The following is a 17,277-nucleotide window of genomic DNA, read 5'->3' as shown; positions in this document are numbered from 1 at the left end:
GAGTGATCGTAGGGAGGAGCTGGAGAGGCGAGACACGCAAGCTTCGCGTTTATTCCCTAACCTTCGTGCCGCCGAGGCACGTGAATGCGGCGGTAAGGTTACGAGGCCGGGCGGTGCTTCTTCTTATGGGAGTATTTTGACCCAGGCTTATATTCGCCGTTTGATTTTGACGAACCGGGGTGAGGTCCAGTGCCCTTGGGATGAGTTCTTGGCGCGTCACCCTTTCGATGGGGATGGGCGCCGGCTTTCTCTTTGTTTCGATCCCGCCATGGCGTCTTCGCGCGCGGACCCGTTTCCGGATGTGACGAGGCTGCGGCTTTGGCCCCGTCGTCCTCCATGGAGGCGCCGATGCGCGAGATCCGCCCCTCGTTAGGCTTCATGGCGCGCGCGGCATCAGCGAACTTGTCTGCGAATTCCGCGGCGATCTGGAAGCGCGTGTCGCGGTCGAAGATCTTGATGGAACCGATCTCGGCCTTCGTCACATTGCCGGCGCGGCAGAGAAGCGGCAGCAGCCAGCGGGGCTCGGCGTTACGCTCGCGGCCGATATCAACCCGGAACCACACCATCTCGCGGCCCTGATCCCGCACGGGGCGCGTGGAGCGGCTGTCTCTCGGATGCGTGCTCGCGCGCTCGTCTCGGCCTTGCGGCGCATGACTGCGTACTTGTCTATGGTCGACCCGATCCCGTGGTGCTCGCGCACGGTCATCGCGCCGCGGCGGCGGACCGGTATCCTCAGTAAGATCTTCCGGCGCGGGAAGCTGGGCACGGTGGATGCGGACAAGAGCGAGAGCAATCTCTTCTGCGGTACGGCTGGCCTGAAGCGATTGCGCAAGCTTCAAATCCTCGTCCGTCGCGGGATCGGTGAAGATAGAGCTGGCCAGAAAGCGCTCCTGATCGCGTGCGCGGATCTCCTCAGCAGTCGGTGCCGAACCCCACGTGACCTTGAGCTTGGCGCCAGCCAGCAGAGCATCGGCCTTGCGCCGGCGGTTGAACGGCACAATCAACATAGACAGGCCCTTGTTGCCGGCCCGGCCCGTACGACCCGAACGGTGAAGGAGCGTCTCGGTATTGTTGGGCAGATCGGCGTGAATGACGAGCGCGAGAGCCGGCAGGTCGAGCCCGCGCGCCGCCACATCGGTCGCGACGAGAACGCGCGCGCGGCCATCGCGCAGCGCTTGCAGAGCATGCGTGCGCTCGTTTTGCGTCAACTCTCCCGATAGTGCTACGGCAGAGAAGCCCCGTTCCGACAAGCGCGCGTGCGTCCGCTTAACGGCTTCACGCGTCGAGCAGAACACAATCGCGGCGCCGGCCTCATGAAACCGAAGTACGTTGACGATGGCGTTTTCAGTGTCGCTCGGCACCACGCGAATGGCGCGATAGTCGATGTCGGCATGCTGCTCGTTGCGCTTTGCCGTCTCGATGCGAACGGCGTCGCGCTGGTAGCGGCGCGCCAGCGTTTCAATCTCGCGCGGCATGGTGGCTGAGAATAGCAGCGTCTGGCGAGTTGCGGGGGTCGCGTCGAGAATGAATTCCAGATCTTCGCGGAATCCGAGATCGAGCATCTCATCGGCCTCGTCGAGCACCACGGCTGCGAGTTTCGTCAGGTCAAGCCGTCTTCGTTCTAAATGGTCACGCAGGCGTCCGGGCGTGCCGACCACGATATGGGCGCCGAAGCCGAGTTGGCGGGCTTCCGCACGCGCGTCCATGCCGCCGACGCAAAGCGCGACACGCGCTCCGGTGTCTGCATAGAGCCAGTCGAGTTCACGCTGAACCTGCATGGCAAGCTCACGCGTTGGAGCGATGACAAGGGCCAGCGGCTCGGCGGCTTGCGGCAGACGTTCCGCTTCTCCAAGCAGCGTCGGCGCTATTGCAAGTCCGAAGGCGACCGTTTTCCCGGAGCCGGTCTGGGCAGAGACCAGCAAATCGCGCCCCACCGTGGTGGGATCGAGAACGGCGAGTTGCACGGCGGTCGGCGCCGAGTAGCCGCGCGCTACGATTGCGCGCCCGAGCGCGGGATGAACCGACGGGAAGGTCATGATTGGGTAGACTTTTCGAATGGAGGAAGCCCGCCGGGCTCTGTTCGAGCGGCAGGCGCACATCGCTAAGAATGTCGCAATTTTGCATTGCCTAGCCGGTATTCGGCCCTACCGCTAGCAGGCATGTTGGCGCGCTTCGAATGTTAGTTAGTCTCCTACAAACTTCGGCCACGTAAGCCTTTCGGCCGGAAAATCCCAAAAAGGGGACTCTTGGCCGTGCTGAACCGCCCTCGCCCGAGCCAGTCGTAACCATGACCGCTTTCGAGGGGTCTGCGGATCTGACCCGTCGGACCATCGCAAACGCTTCTGATGCAATCCAGGTTAGGCAGAGCCTCCGTGCTCTGCCCGAGTAAGGCGGCTAGATGTCGATCTCTCAGCGATCTCGATCGCGTCATCCACCTCGATGCCGAGGTAGCGCACGGTGCTCTCGATCTTTGAATGTCCGAGCAGGAGCTGGAGGTGTTTGCGAAAAGCTTGTCCCGTGCGTATGACTTCACACCAATTGAGGGATAGCGAATGACGATTTCAAGCGATGAAGAGTTCGACAGGCTCAAGGAGATCGGCCGCATTGTCGCCAACACACTGGCAGCGATGGGAAGGGCCATCGAGCCAGGAATGACGACGGGCGAGCTCGACGAGTTGGGTCGAGCTCTTCTCGAAAGAGCAGGGGCCACATCTGCTCCCGAGCTTTGCTACGGTTTCCCAGGTGCGACCTGCATCAGTGTCAACGAAGAGATCGCTCACGGTATTCCGGGGAACCGTCGGATTGCTGCGGGTGATCTGATCAACATCGACGTTTCCGCGCGAAAGAATGGTGTCTTTGCCGATACGGGCGCATCATTCGCCGTGCCGCCGGTCTCGAAAGCGATCGAGCGCCTTTGCCGCGATGGGCGACGAGCCATGTGGACTGGCATCAGGCAGATCGGCGCGAACAAGCCGCTCGGCAACATCGGAAAGGCGATCGGCGCGTTCGCTCGCCGAAATCACTATACGCTCGTTCAAAATCTTGCCAGCCACGGCGTCGGGCATTCATTGCACGAGGAGCCGACGGAGATCGCAACCTGGCCGGTTCAATCCGAACGGCGGATCATGAATGAAGGCCTCGTCTTCACCGTGGAGCCGTTTCTTTCGCTTGGCGCTGAGTGGGCGGAGGATGGAGGCGAAGCTGGAGATGCGTGGACGCTCTTCAGCAGCCCCCGAGCACCGACCGTGCAATACGAGCACACCGTCGTCGCGACGCGTAACGGGCCCCTGGTCGTGACCTTACCCGCGTAGATCTCGGGCCACGGTTGCTTCTGACTCATAAGGGTCATCAACGGCGCAGTGCTCATCTCCGCTTTGACGGAATAGAAGACACATCGCTTCCAACGATGGAGTGAGTCTGTGCGAACCAACGTCAATCCGGACGGTTGCATTGCAGCATGCGGTCAATTCATGATCATCCAAAATATATCTGAAGCCGAATGCGGAGAAACGTATTGAATTAAAGCGGCCGAGAGCTACGCTATTTTGCCCGCCGGCCGGGGGTCTTGAAGGCGATTGCAGTCCCATGAGTGTCGAACTGATTGACCAGACCGGGTCGCTGACGCGCATCGGTGACCAGCCATTTCAGCGTCAGCTTTCGGCTTCCACTGTTTGGTATGCAACGAGCGCAATTGCAGTCGGTCTTGCTTATTATCATTGGTGTTATGAAGGTTGGTGCGAAACCATCATTTTCGCAGGAGCGATCACCGCGGCTCTAATATGTGCGCTGACGTTTCTTTCACGGCGCATCCTTTTTTCGATCACGCTTATTGCACTCTTGGTCGCGTCGATCGTCATCGCATCCGATATCAAGCAGCACTACATCGAGATGGTGCTGCATGCCTACGACGTGGTGTTTTATCTGACGTCCTGGTCGACAATCGTCTACCTCTGGACGGACCACAAATCGATGTTGCTCGCCCTTCTGGCGATGATCACGGTCGCCCTCGTCTTGGGCCTACTGCTCTGGCGCATCGACGGCTCACGGGTCCCGCGTCGCCTGAGTGGCGCGCTGTTCATCATTTGCGTGGCCCTTGGCGTGGGAGCGAGCTACGCGAAAGGGGAACCGCGGAATACGCAGTTTTTCTGGGACCATCTCTACGTTTCGTCGTTTTATTCATCATGGTCGGAGACGTTGCAGACGCTGTGGAAAGGCCAGTTGTTCGACGCGCTAAAATCGCAACCGATGCCGCCCTTCAAAATTCCGACATGCGCTCTCAACCAGAAGCCGCCGCACATCATCCTCATACACCAGGAAAGCGTCTTTCCTCCCTCCTACTTCTCCGAAATCAGTTACGACCACGGGCTCGACCCGTTCTTCAAGTCGTTCGACGGACGCCTGCACAAACTGCGCGTGGAAACTTACGGCGGAGCATCCTGGCTCACCGAATTCTCGGTCCTCGCTGGCGTATCTTCCTATTCATTTGGCGGGATGCGCACGTTCGTTCAATCGCTCATGCAGGGGAAGATCCATGACGCCGTTCCGCAGGTCCTGGCCCGCTGCGGATATCACAACAGCGTCTTCTATCCGGTTCCGAAGGCATTCGTTTCCAACGATCGCTTCTACGCGACCGTTGGGATGCCTGAGATTTTCGATTACAGAGCGCAGGGGGCAAAACGCTTCGATGAGCGCGATCGGTTCTACTACGCAAACGCGTTGAACGACATCAAACGCCACATTGCATTGTCGAATAGCCCGCTTTTCACGTTCATAATAACGTCGGCGACGCACCTTCCCTACAACAAGACGTATGAGCCCGACGTCCACGTTTCGGGCGGCGGTCCCGGAACAGATCCGGAATTGAATGAATATCTGCGCCGTCTCAGCTTAGCGCACATGGACTACGACGAATTTCGCACTACGCTCTCGAAACGTTTTCCAAACGAGAGTTTCCTCATCGTGCAATACGGTGACCACCAACCGATCGCAACGCGCACACTGCTCGGCTTCGACGCGAGTTCGTTCGCGGAAGACATCAAGCTGACGCCTGACAGTCGCGGCCTGCTGACTTACTATTCCGTTGATGGCGTGAACTATAATCCTCCACCCTTGCCGGAGGTCGACGTTGTCGATGTGCCCTATCTCGGCACGATCATGCTGCAGGCTGCACGTTTGCCCTTGCCTGATTCCTACCAAGAGCGGTTGCGCCTGCTAGCGCTTTGCGACGGCCGTTACTTTACGTGCCAGAAGTCGCAAGAGATCCTAGCGTTTCACCGGAGGCTTATGGATTCCGGTCTGATCGAGGCACGCTGAGCCCAGCATCAGTCCCCTTCCACCGCACCACGTCTCTCCTAGAAGACATGCGATGACCGGCGTCTCACTCTTCGGACGCCTGAGCGATTTCACGTGAAGGTCCACATCTGAACCAGAGCCGCGCTCACGATCGAGGAAGGATTTTGCCTTTCCTGGCGCCGTAGTGGTCGGCTTCATCCAATCTCCTCTACGGCCGCACCGTCATATCGCGCGATTTCCACCACTTCTTCTTTGCAGCAAGTTGCACCGCAAACCCGAATCGCCCTACGAGCGTCCCCTGCCCACGGTCCACGAACGCCTGGAGCATCGCATGACAAGCTTGCCGACCGAGCGTCGCCAAATCCTCTGCGTGTTTCCCCGTTATTCGCCATCTTTCGGGACCTTCGAGTACTCGTTTCCGTTATTAGATGGCGTGAGTGCCTTCATGCCACCGCAGGGCCTTCTCGTTGTGGCGGCCGCGCTTCCGGCGACTTGGGACGTCCGTTTTTGCGACGAGAACCTTGAACCAGCGACAGCCGAGGATTTCGCATGGGCCGATGCCGTGTTCGTCAGCGGCATGCACATCCAGCGTCCCCAAATAAATGATATCTGCCGCCGTGCTCACGCGTATGGCAAGACGACCGTACTCGGAGGGCCCTCCGTTTCGGCTTGTCCTGAACAATATCCTGAGTTCGATTACCTACACGTGGGCGAACTCGGAGACGCTACCGACGAAGTGATCTCGCGGCTGGCGCGCGATCCGTCCCGCCCTACTCGGCAGATTGTCCTGACGACTCGCGCACGGCGAGAGCTTGGCGACTTTCCGATTCCGGCATATGGGCTCGTGCCGCTCGAACGGTATTTCATCGGCAGCATCCAATTCTCCAGTGGTTGCCCGTATCAGTGTGAATTCTGTGACATACCTGGCCTCTACGGCCGAACTCCGCGGCTCAAAACGCCGGAACAGATCATCGCCGAACTGGATATCCTGCTGGCGCGCGGCACCAATGGAGCGGTCTATTTCGTCGATGATAATTTTATTGCGCACCGCCGGGCAGTTCGAGAGCTCTTACCCCATCTCGTGAAATGGCAGAAACGCAATGGCTATCCGTTCTATTTTGCCTGCGAAGCCACTCTCAACATCGCGAAGCGGCCCGAGATACTTGAGCTGATGCGGGAGGCCTCATTCGGAACGGTGTTCTGCGGTATCGAAACGCCGGACCCAGACGCGCTGCGGGCCATGTCGAAAGAGCATAACTTGATGGTGCCGATCGTTGAGGCGATCCGAACCCTCAACAGTTACGGATTAGAAGTGGTCTCAGGCATCATCCTTGGTCTCGACACAGACAAGGCGAATTCCGGCGAGGCGTTGGTCGAATTCATCGAACGTTCCAATATTCCGATGCTGACCATCAACCTGCTTCAGGCGCTGCCGCGAACCCCGCTATGGGACCGGCTCGCGCGCGAAGGGCGGCTGATTCACGACGACTCACGCGAGTCCAATGTGGATTTCAAACTCCCATACGAGGAGGTGCTTGCCACCTGGAGAGATTGTATGGACCGCGCCTATCGACCCGAAGCGGTGTTCGCACGCTTTGCCTATCAGATCCGCGAAACCTATCCGCATCGCATCAAGCTGCCAAACAGCCCGCAACGGCTGTCATTTCGCAACATTCGCCGGGCCGTCTACATGCTGTGTCGGATTATCTGGGAGGTCGGCGTCCGCAGCAATTATCGCAAGGAATTCTGGAAGTTTGCGCGACCACTGCTGCGACGCGGGGACATAGAGAATCTTATCGCGGTCCCGCTCGTGGCGCATCATCTCATCATGTTTTCTCGCGAGGCAGTCGCAGGACGGCGCAATGCTTCGCACTACTCTGCAAGGCTACTTGAGCCAGCAATCGCAGCCGAATAGCCCTGGTCCGACTTGGATTCAAACATCAGTGCTTTCATTGAGCTGTTGGCGTGCAGATCATCTTCGCTGTGCGCTGGCGGGACGATGGCCTCGGTTAACGAACTTCGGCGACGAGCCGCGCACCGACAAAGCCACTACTCGGGGTAAGAATTTTCGCTGTAGTGCTGCGCCCCACTCTGCGGGAGCGAACTTGGTTGACTGAATAGGATGAAGGCCAACACGTTGGCGGGATCCGACGAAGCGTCAGTGCGATAGGCTGCCAATTTGCCGTTCACCGCGGACGTATATTCCGCGACCACCTCGCCAAACATATTTCGCTGCACGGCAATCATCTCGCCGGCTTTGACTTCATCGTTGAGCTTTGCGTGAAATTCAACCAAGCCGCCGTGCGTCGCGATGATCGGAAACGCTGCGTTGCCGATGAGCACGTTTGCATCCGCGGCGGTTCGGCCTATGGGCCCGCTGACCACTCCATAATGTTTGAGCACGTTCAACGTGCCTTCAACAAATAGAGCGATCATATCCGTATCAAGGATGCGCGCTGCACCAACTTCGGGCGTGAAGCACGGTTTTGACGGAAAAATCCAAGCAGCCGTCTAAAATCAATATCTATCCCGAGCGACTTCGCGGTTGCGTAGAAGTTTGCACCATCAATGAAGAGTGCGACGCGCTCGGCCGGATAGATATTGCTCACTTTCAATACTCATCCGAAACCACCTCTGCAAAATCAGTCAATCCCGGAAGCCGCGAAGCCGCAAACGGCTCCGTTGAACGCGGCTCCCGGGATTGCAGAGGCCAACCCGCCCCGACTTGGCGCTCCGGCCCCACTCGGCGGAGCAAAAGAGAAAACACTGCTTTTGCTCTTCCTCCGTCCCTCAGCATCGCAACGCTGTGACATTGGCCAAAGTTTAGCGGCAGTGTCATCCCCGATTTGGGGGAGACTTAGTCTAGGGGATCAAATTCAGTCGTAGCGCTTGAGCTACTGCGTGACTTCGGTCGTGAACGGCAAGTTTGGCTTGGGCTTTTTTGAGATGACTGCGGACGGTCTCCTCGCCAAGCTCAAGAGTGGAAGCGGCCTCTTTCATTGAATGCCCGATTGAGATTAGCCGCAGCACAGAGAGTTCACGTGGCGTCAGCGCGTAACCTTTACCGATCCGCCCGACTTGGGGTCCAACGAGCTTTTGTAAGCGGATAGCGGTGAATGTCGCGCCCATGAATAGGACGGCGCGAATTTCCTCGGACAGTCCTAATACCTTCGGCGACCAAAATGTAACCACCCACCTGCCACCCACGGGGCAATTGAAACTGTCGCGCATTCCATATTTCTGCGCGAGATCAATCGGCCATCGGTCAATGCCCAGTGGCTCGAGTGTTCGCATGATTTCTGACAACGTGAATGGAGCGAGAGAAAGTTGAGCGAACATGACGCTGGGCCCAGGATGCTTTCTAGTCAGTTCGGTATATTCCTCCCACCAAGCGTCCGACACGCACTTGTGGAGGAAGATGGTTTTGCGTTTTTCAAAACCGTTCCAATCACCCCACCGCACAGGAAAAAGCGCGGCGCCAAGCACGTTGACTGAAGCGTTTGAATGCGTGGCTTTGTGCAAGCCATCCAGGAGCGCGTCTGGCGTTTCGAGCTTATCGATGCTGCTAATAAATCGCAGCATTTCTGAACCAAGCTTTAGAACCTTGGAATGCATGGGTGCCGGCGCTCAGCTTTAATGGCCTAGTGTCGAATTCAGACCCGTCCTGCCGATGTTCCGTTTTGGCGTTTGCCGAATTTTTTCTTTATCGGCTTTATTGTTCGATCAGCGCACTGACGACGACTCCGAATAGTAAAGTGAGCGTAAAATCTGGGATATCGCTTGAGTCATAAGCCGTTGTTGAATGCGTCTCCGGCGCGGTCGGCGTTATCGGGCCAAGAGTGCATCTGAGAACACTGCGCGCGATCTTTCAAGCGCATCGCAAGCAATCAAACCGGGCTGTAGACGGAGTTTTTTTGAATGCTGTCCGCCGCTTTTTTAGTTCAGCATCCCGAAACGTAGGAGGCGCACACCGCGCTTGGTTCTCCGCATATCTGCTGTCTCAAATAAAAGCGATGGCCATACGCGACGCTGCGAATCAATTGCTTAAGCATACAGAAGCGAACGAGGGAACTGCGAAGCAAAGCTCTAGTTGGGGCGGTGAGCGGCAAAAGCGCTCGGGTAGCTTAAGGAGACAATAAATGGCTATCGGAAATGCTTCGAAAAACAAATTGGCTATATGTGCAATGGTGCTGGCGCTTGGTAGCGGCACCCTCGCGACATCGGCAGAAGCATGCGGCTGGCGTGCAGGATATGGCTTTCGCGATTCAACATATCCGGTCGCTGCGGGCTACGGCTGGCGCAGCGGCTGGGGCTGGCGCGACGGGGGTTGGGGTTGGAGGGCAGCCTATCCAGTAGTAGGCGCTGGCTGGGGCTGGCGCAGAGGTTGGGGTTGGAGGGCAGGCTACCCGGCAGCCGGCTGGGGCTGGCGGAGACCATGGGGTTGGAGAGCAGCCGGCTACGGCTGGCGCGGCGCAGGCTGGAGGGGCGCCGGATATGGTTGGCGAGGCGTTGGGTTCAGACGTGGCTGGGGTTGGCGCGGTGCAGGCTGGAGGGGTGGCTTCCGCCGCTAAAGCAATATCGATGTGGCTGACGAAAAAATTCCGTCAGCCACTTTTTTCAATATGCGGATTTCAATATCCGGACCGAAGTCGGCCGCTGCCGGCCGATTTCTGTATATTAGCTTTCTGGTACGCAATTTTTGCTGACGAATTGGCGTAGCACTTTCGTATGTTGGCGCATCGTGCGACTCCGGACGGATATCCCCCGCCCGCAGGTTCGCCAGCTAATGCTTTGCACACCGTGTCGATGCCCGCCGGCGTCAGCCATTTCTCGCGCGCACCCGATTGGGCAGCGCCACAGTCTGCGGCGAGTTCATTTCCGCCGACGGACTTGTGTGCACATTCGTGCTTGAACACGAACATTTGGACCGTCGCCGGCTGTTGCTGCATCAGCGCATGGTTAATATAAATTCCCTTGCCCGGCACGAACCGACCTTCCATCGGCATACTGGAATTCGAGAACACAGGCGTTGAGCCGCAGCTCATCGACTGGCCTCCAATTTTGATAGGTTCCGCCTCGGCACGGTGCACACAGACAGTCGCGATGGCTGCCGCCATGAAAATCAGCACAAATCGATGTTTCACTAGAGAAATCCCCCGTGGTTTCCCCGACGTTCAACATCATAATGTGCTCAGAATCGGGCACTCGCGATCACGATTGCAGCTTCCAATTGTCTACCCTGCTGTCATGACGCGGCCCTCTCGGCCGTATTTGGGGCCAACGTCACGGCTTGTTGGAGAGTGCGCCGTAGACCTCTCAATGTTTCGCTCGACCCAATTTTGGAGGATCTTGCCGTCCTCGCGACAAGCGAGGATTGAGTTCGCCGTGAGCGTGAACGGCCGTCCATCTGCAGGAAGCCCCATCATGCCATTGTTGGTTCCCGTGAGCCGAAGGCGAGAGACGGTGCGGGTTCCATCGGCGCTCGCAAAAGTCTCGAGATCCTCGATGCGCAAATTTTCGACGCGCGACTGAAAGTCCACCACCCAATCTTGAATCTCTCGCGCGATTTTATCTCCTTGCCGCCGGTGGTGATGACGAAGTCTTCGACAACGTAGTTATCGATGGTCCCCGATCGCGGGCCTGCCATACGTCGCGCCAAAAGCCGCAGAAGAAAAATCCGTATCGGTTTTATGCCGTCGAGAACTGACGCAAACTACGCGCACGAGCACGCGCAATTTTCGATGCCTTGTCGTCGATTGGAGCCGCGGATGATTGATCTTTTGGTCGTGATTGGTCGCAAATTTTTTGTGATTTAGAAGTTGACTCAAATAGTACGCTTTTCTAGTCGTAGCTCTAAGATCGCATGAGCATTTCAAGTTGCCAGCTTCACGCCAGCCAAGAATTTCTGTGCGATCCCAGGGGATCAAAACAGATTTGGGGGCCTTTCTAGAATGCTCGGACACGAATCGGCGCGGGGCTGGAGCGCCGTCGGAAAATCAAACTCCGGAAAATCAGAGCAAGCTGGCCTGGGCGCATTGTCGCTTGGTGTAGCATCCGCGTTCCTCGCCGGTGGCGCGAGCGCACAGATGGCGCAGACGCCTGAAACGTCGCTGCCTCCAGTCGAAGTTGTATCGAAATCGCAGAAGCAGAAGAAGAAGGTCGCTCAGAAGAAAGCTCCTCCGTCTGGGACGGAGGGCACCGCAAACCCCGTGGCTCCGCTTCCGGCAGCCAGCTCCGAGGGATCGGGTTCCGGCGTGACGCCGGCGAGCGGCAATACGCTGCAGTCCGGTACTGGCCTTAGCCGTCTGCCGGGCACGTATCAGGACACGCCGCAGATCGTGAATGTCGTGTCACAGCAGCAGCTCCAGGAGCAGAACCTGACGACCATCGATCAGGCGCTGCGCACGGTACCTGGCGTTACGGTGACGGTCGGAGAGGGTAACGGCGGCTTCAACGGCGACCAGTTCCGCATCCGCGGCTTCGATGCCAAGGGCGACCTCTATGTCGACGGCCTGCGCGACTTCGGGGTGTACGTGCGCGATAGCTTCGCGTTCGAGCAGGTCGATGTGCTGAAAGGCCCGTCTTCCGAAAGCTTCGGCATGGGCACCACCGGTGGCGCTATCAATCTTCGCCAGAAGAACGCCCATTTGGGTGATGCAAACAGCGCGGAAATCACGGTCGGCTCGGATTCGTTCGTCCGCTCCATCATCGACGTCAACAAGCAGATCAACGCGACGACAGCCGCGCGCGCCGTCGGTATGTATCACAATCAGGACATTGCCGACCGCGATCACGTCTATTCCGATCGCTGGGGCTTCCTGGGCTCCATCGGCTTCGGTTTAGGGACCGATACCGAGCTGACGGTCAACTATCTCCATCAGGAGAACGATCGTGTACCGGACTATGGCGTGCCGTTCCTGCGCGCGCCGGGCACAACGGTTGGCTTGCCGTCGACGGAATTCGGAGTTCCGAGATCCAATTATTTCGGCAAGGACACGGACCGGGACCAGACGACCGTCGACATGCTGACCGCTCGCTTGACGAAGAAAGTCAATCCGTGGCTGACGATCAACAACGACACGCGCTTGGAATTCTTCGATCGCGATATCAGCACGACAGCGGCGAACTGTGCGCTGACGGTCAATAACGTCGCCACTGACGGCTGTAGCGCAGCGTTCTTCGGACCGGCGGGCGATTCACCCTACTATTTTGGCGCCGGTGGCGGCAGCTCATACGAACAGGAGAGCTGGGGCTTCCAGAATATCACAACAGCAATCGCGAAGCTCAACGTGGGCGGGTTCCGTCATGAGGCCGTCGCGGGATTTGACGTCTTCCACCAGGAAGACGATCGCATCGCGGGGCGTTACGTGAACCCCACCACGGGCGGGGCTGCGACGAAGATCCCCGGCACGCTGCAGAACCCCAACTACTCGAGCGACAACTACGTCGTTGTTCCCAATCCGCTCAACAAGAAGGCGGCAAATGCGACCGACTATGCCCTCTTCGCGAGCGATCGTATGTGGCTCACGCCGGAGTTCTCTTTGCTCGGCGGTATTCGTTGGGACGCCTATCAGGCCAACTATTCATGGACCAATACGACGACGGGCGTTTGGAATCCGGAAGTCGGTTCCTATACCCCCTTCTGGAGCCCGAAGCTCAGCGCAATCTGGGAGCCGACCAAGCAGCAGACCTATTATGTGTCTTGGGCGACTTCCTCTTCACCGGCTGGGCAGTTTATTACTCAGGGCGTGAATCCGATCGGTACCACGGCCGGTCAGGATACCCTCAGTCCTGAAGAAAACGAGTCCTACGAGATCGGGGCCAAGTGGTCGCTTCTCGACGGCAGAATAGGCATCTCGGCCGCGGCGTTCCGCGTCGACAAGTCGAATGCCTATTACACTCAACCCGATGGAAGCATCGTCCAATCGGGCGAGGAGCAGCGCGTTGAAGGCGTCGAGATCGGCGTGAATGGCATGGTCACCGACAAGTGGATGGTCGCTGTCGCCTACACCCACATGGACTCCGAGATCAGGTTCGCGAATGACTCAACTCTCATCGGCAATCACGTCCCCGGCGTTCCGGAGAATGCCGCAACGTTCTGGACGACGTATGACGTTGCTTCGCTGATCAACGTACCGGGCAAGCTCTTGGTTGGCGGCGGCGTGACCTACGCCCAGGATATGTTTATCCGCAATGACGAGACTAATAAGTTGCCGCAAACGTTGGTGTTCAACGGCATGGTTTCCTACGAGATCGACCGTTATCGCTTCGCGCTCAACGGCTACAATCTGACGGATGAGCTGTACTACGACGGCTATTTCCAGGGCGAGAACGCGTTCTCGTCTCGCGCCACGCCGGGTGCCGGCCGCTCGGTTACGTTCACCGCAGGCGTGAAGTTCTGATCGTCATCTACGAGCCAATTGCATGGAGAGCGCACCCCGCGCTCCCCATTATTCGTTGTGGAGTTAAGAAGGAATGCTCGTTCGCATCTCGGGAGTGCTCTCTCCCGAAGAGATTTCTCGATGCCGGAAAATTCTTGAAGAGGCCAGTTGGGTTGACGGCAAAGTAACCGCGGGGGAACAAGCGGGAAAAGCCAAGCACAATCTTCAGATTCCCGAAGATTCGGCCGCTGCACGTGAAGTCGGCGATATCGTGCTCCGCGCACTCGGCAGGAACCCTACCTTCACAGCCGTCGCCTTGCCGTTTCGCGTTTTGCCGCCGATGTTCAATCGCTACGACACGGGCATGTCCTTCGACGCACACGTCGATGGCGCTATCCGCGGTATTCCTGGGACCGGTGCGAGGATGCGTGCCGACGTCTCATCGACATTATTTCTGTCGGAACCCGAAGACTATGACGGCGGCGAACTGCTGATCGACGACACCTATGGCCGTCATTCAATCAAATTGCCCGCTGGAGACATGGTCGTCTATCCATCGACCAGCCTTCACAGCGTTAGCAAGATCACGCGCGGCAGCCGCTGGGCGTCGTTCTTCTGGACCCAATCCATGGTCAAAGACGACGGCCAGCGGACGATGCTTTATGAGCTCGACAAAGCCATCATGGAAGTTCGGCAGTTGCTGCCGGACGACAATCGCGCCGTCGTCGCCCTCACCAGCCATTATCACAATCTTCTGCGACGCTGGGGCGAACTTTGACTTTTGACGAATCTCTGGACGAAGACGACTTCGCGCAGTCGCCCGACAGTTGGCGGATATCGCATACTGTTCCCGTACACGTCAGCTTCGAATATTTCGTCCAGCAAAAGCTGAAAAACCCAGTCGAAGCAGCGCGGCTGGCGCGTGATGGAGCCCTCAAAGGCTCGATCGCAAGTCAATGCGCTTGGGCTCACATGCTGCTCAATGGACACGGCACAGAGCGCGATCCCGATGCAGCATTCCGTTGGTTTGAAATCGCTGCAAGAGAAGGCGACCCGGCGGCGCTCAACATGCTCGGCCGATGCTACGAGCGAGGCTGGGGCGTCCCAGTCGATTTCGCTGAAGCCGCGCGCAGCTACCGTCTCGCTGCCGATAAACAAGATCACTGGGCGCAGTTCAATCTCGCAAACTTGCTCGTCAAGGGAGTTGGTGTTGCACGCGACTATCGCGCCGCGCTCGCCTTGTTGCTCAGATCGGCGCGGCGCGACAATGCAAAAGCGATGAATATGCTGGGCCGGTTCCGTGAAGAAGGATGGGATGTTCAAGCGAAGCCCTCTTCTGCGATGCGCTGGTATCGTCGAGCTGCCGAACGCGGATGCTTTCGCGGGCAGTTTCATTTGAGCCGTTATCTTTGTCGCGCCGGTCGTATCGATGAAGCCGTCGAATGGCTGACCAAATCTCTCGCTACGGCGCCGGATGATTTTGTTCGGGAAGTGGTGGCTGTGCTTCGCACGTCAACGATTGCTGAGATCCGCCAAGTGGTGCTCGCTATCGAAGGAGGCGGAACGTAATGGCCGCGCTCGACAAGCTAACACCGGCCCAGCGCATGGCGCGCTCAAACAGACGCGCCGAATGGATGCGGCAGATCAAGCAATGGCATTGGATTAGCGGCGCCATCAGCCTGATCGGAATGCTGTTGTTTGCGGTGACGGGCATTACTCTCAATCACGCTGCAGCAATATCATCCAAAGCGGTGGTCACCCGTAACGAGGCGATAGTTCCACCAAAGATACTTGAATTTCTAAAAGCCGATCCGGCAGCAAAGAAAGCACCGTTGCCAGCGGAAGTGAACAGTTGGGCAAAGGCGCATATGGGCATCGCAGTCGCTGATCAGTTGGCCGAGTGGTCCGACGATGAAGTTTACGTTTCGCTGCCACGCCCCGGCGGCGATGGCTGGTTGAGTATTGATCGCAAAAGCGGTGCCGCAAGTTCGGAACTGACTGATCGCGGTTGGATCTCGTATCTGAATGATCTCCATAAAGGTCGCAATGCGGGAGCGGCATGGAGCTTGTTCATCGACGTATTCGCGGTTTCCTGCGTGGTGTTCTCGATCACGGGCCTCGTCTTATTGCAGCTCTTCGCAAAGAGCCGTCCATCGACATGGCCGTTAGTTGGTTTCGGCATCGGGGTGCCATTGGCAATTGCAATCTTTTTGATCCACTGAAGAGGAACGCCATGCGAATTTGGGTTACATTGGGTGCGACCGGACTTCTCGCCAGCCCAGCATTTGGCGCTGATCTGCAAGTTCAGCTCGAGATTCCGAAACTCGATGTGGCTGAATATCATCGACCCTATATCGCGGTATGGGTGGAGCGTCCGGATCACTCGGTCGCCGCAAATCTTGCCGTTTGGTATGATGTCGCCAACAAAAAGAAAGAAGGCGAGAAGTGGCTCGCAGATCTGCGTCAATGGTGGAGACGGGCCGGTCGCGATCTGAAGGTTCCCATTGATGGCGTCACGGGTGCAACTCGCCCGGTCGGCACACATACTCTCGAATTCGCGAGTGACGGTCCGCTACTCAAAGACTTGAGCCCTGTTCAGTATGAACTCGTGGTGGAAGCGGCACGCGAGGTTGGCGGCCGGGAGGTTCTTCGCATCCCGTTTCAATGGCCGTTGGAAAATCCCACCAAGCTCGAGGCGAAAGGCCAAAGCGAGATCGGCGCGCTATCGCTTGAGATCAAACACTAATCTCATCAATCAACCTTACGGAGAAAACCCATGAAGCCGCTGCTCAAGTGGTCCACACTCGCCGTCGCCCTCGTGTTGCCGATCTCGGCAGATGCCCACCGCGCATGGCTCCTCCCGTCTGCCACGGTGTTGTCCGGTAATGATGAATGGATTTCGGTCGATGCTGCGATCTCGAACGGTCTCTTCAATTTCGAGCACCAGCCGCTCCGCCTCGATAATCTCGTCGTGACGGCACCGGACGGGAGCGCGCTCAATCCGGAGAACCCCTCCACGGGCAAATACCGCAGCACTTTCGATGTGCATCTCTCGAAGCCCGGAACCTATAAGCTGGCAGTTGTGTCCGACGGGGTCTCCGCGAGCTACAAGGAAAATGGCGAACGGAAGCGCTGGCGGGGGAAGCCCGAAAACCTGTCGAAGGACATTCCGGCGGGCGCTGAAGACTTGAAGGTAACGCAGAACCTCCGACGCCTTGAGACGTTCGTGACGGCAGGTAAGCCGAATGATGTTGTGCTGAAGCCAACAGGCCAGGGTCTTGAGCTTATCCCTGTCACGCACCCCAACGATCTCTTCGCCAAGTCGACGGCGTCGTTCGTGCTCCAGATCGATGGCAAACCTGCGGCTGACGTGAAGGTCGCCATCGCCCGCGGCGGTGAACGCTATCGCACCAAACCCGACGAGCAGTCGGCCACCACCGACAAGGATGGGAAATTCTCGGTCACTTGGCCAGAACCCGGCATGTATTGGATGGAGGCCGAAATCACCGACGATAAGAGTACGGTCAAGGAAGCGAAAGAACGTCGCGTTACCTACGCGGTAACGCTCGAGGTGCTTCCCGAATAACAACCAAATTGAAGTCAG

Annotated in this window: 14 protein-coding genes and 1 pseudogene; 9 read left to right on the top strand and 6 right to left on the bottom strand. The window is 57.8% G+C overall.

All coding sequences use genetic code 11. From position 1 onward, the window contains the following. Positions 1–98: 98 nt before the first annotated feature. Positions 99–2,036, bottom strand: a complete 1,938-nt coding sequence (locus G359_RS04745; RefSeq protein ID WP_045835198.1) for a DEAD/DEAH box helicase — start codon at positions 2,034–2,036, stop codon at positions 99–101. 516 nt (positions 2,037–2,552) lie between these two features. On the opposite strand from G359_RS04745, the gene map reads away from it, so the two are divergent. From map to G359_RS04730, 3 genes are all read left to right on the top strand, one after another. After that, a complete protein-coding gene (map, locus tag G359_RS04740; protein WP_045835197.1) occupies positions 2,553–3,311 on the top strand; it encodes a type I methionyl aminopeptidase in 759 nt (252 codons plus the stop codon). 274 nt (positions 3,312–3,585) lie between these two features. After that, entirely contained in the window at positions 3,586–5,313 is a 1,728-nt protein-coding gene (locus tag G359_RS04735) for a sulfatase-like hydrolase/transferase (protein ID WP_045835196.1), read from the top strand. Between the two features lie 310 nt (positions 5,314–5,623). Beyond that, positions 5,624–7,207: a B12-binding domain-containing radical SAM protein gene (locus G359_RS04730; RefSeq protein ID WP_045837652.1), complete on the top strand. Its 1,584-nt coding sequence runs from the start codon at positions 5,624–5,626 to the stop codon at positions 7,205–7,207. Between the two features lie 134 nt (positions 7,208–7,341). On the opposite strand, the gene G359_RS04725 is transcribed toward G359_RS04730, so the two are convergent. From G359_RS04725 to G359_RS04700, 5 genes and pseudogenes are all read right to left on the bottom strand, one after another. Further along, positions 7,342–7,728 carry a succinylglutamate desuccinylase/aspartoacylase family protein gene (locus tag G359_RS04725; RefSeq protein WP_371199027.1) on the bottom strand — a complete coding sequence of 129 codons (387 nt, stop codon included), beginning with the start codon at positions 7,726–7,728 and terminating at the stop codon, positions 7,342–7,344. Positions 7,729–7,778: 50 nt separating this feature from the next. Further along, positions 7,779–7,892, bottom strand: a pseudogene (locus G359_RS04720) (NYN domain-containing protein); the annotation flags it as partial. 262 nt (positions 7,893–8,154) lie between these two features. Beyond that, positions 8,155–8,907, bottom strand: coding sequence for a helix-turn-helix transcriptional regulator (locus tag G359_RS19585; protein ID WP_082072804.1), 753 nt, complete (start codon positions 8,905–8,907; stop codon positions 8,155–8,157). 1,016 nt (positions 8,908–9,923) lie between these two features. Next, positions 9,924–10,436, bottom strand: coding sequence for a hypothetical protein (locus G359_RS04705; RefSeq protein WP_156150671.1), 513 nt, complete (start codon positions 10,434–10,436; stop codon positions 9,924–9,926). A gap of 90 nt (positions 10,437–10,526) precedes the next feature. Beyond that, positions 10,527–10,835: an ester cyclase gene (locus tag G359_RS04700; protein ID WP_371199025.1), complete on the bottom strand. Its 309-nt coding sequence runs from the start codon at positions 10,833–10,835 to the stop codon at positions 10,527–10,529. A 408-nt stretch (positions 10,836–11,243) separates the two neighbouring features. On the opposite strand from G359_RS04700, the gene G359_RS04695 reads away from it, so the two are divergent. The 6 genes from G359_RS04695 to G359_RS04670 all read left to right on the top strand — a co-directional run bounded on the left by G359_RS04695 (position 11,244) and on the right by G359_RS04670 (position 17,259). Beyond that, a complete protein-coding gene (locus G359_RS04695) occupies positions 11,244–13,694 on the top strand; it encodes a TonB-dependent receptor (RefSeq protein ID WP_052699183.1) in 2,451 nt (816 codons plus the stop codon). Between the two features lie 73 nt (positions 13,695–13,767). Continuing rightward, the gene (locus tag G359_RS04690; RefSeq protein WP_045835192.1) at positions 13,768–14,451 is read left to right on the top strand and encodes a Fe2+-dependent dioxygenase; all 684 of its coding nucleotides are present in this window, start codon (positions 13,768–13,770) and stop codon (positions 14,449–14,451) included. Further along, positions 14,448–15,242, top strand: coding sequence for a tetratricopeptide repeat protein (locus G359_RS04685; protein ID WP_052699182.1), 795 nt, complete (start codon positions 14,448–14,450; stop codon positions 15,240–15,242). The genes G359_RS04690 and G359_RS04685 overlap by 4 nt, the downstream gene beginning before the upstream one ends. Continuing rightward, positions 15,242–15,895, top strand: a complete 654-nt coding sequence (locus tag G359_RS04680; protein WP_082072801.1) for a PepSY-associated TM helix domain-containing protein — start codon at positions 15,242–15,244, stop codon at positions 15,893–15,895. The genes G359_RS04685 and G359_RS04680 overlap by 1 nt, the downstream gene beginning before the upstream one ends. Positions 15,896–15,906: 11 nt before the next feature. Continuing rightward, positions 15,907–16,419 carry a DUF2271 domain-containing protein gene (locus G359_RS04675; protein ID WP_045835191.1) on the top strand — a complete coding sequence of 171 codons (513 nt, stop codon included), beginning with the start codon at positions 15,907–15,909 and terminating at the stop codon, positions 16,417–16,419. A 30-nt stretch (positions 16,420–16,449) separates the two neighbouring features. Beyond that, a complete protein-coding gene (locus G359_RS04670; protein ID WP_045835190.1) occupies positions 16,450–17,259 on the top strand; it encodes a DUF4198 domain-containing protein in 810 nt (269 codons plus the stop codon). Positions 17,260–17,277: the final 18 nt, after the last annotated feature.

The sequence above is a fragment of the Hyphomicrobium sp. 99 genome (assembly GCF_000384335.2).
Taxonomy (GTDB): Bacteria; Pseudomonadota; Alphaproteobacteria; order Rhizobiales; family Hyphomicrobiaceae; genus Hyphomicrobium_B.
Note: the sequence above shows the minus strand (reverse complement) of the source record. Positions and strands in the feature narration are given on the sequence as shown.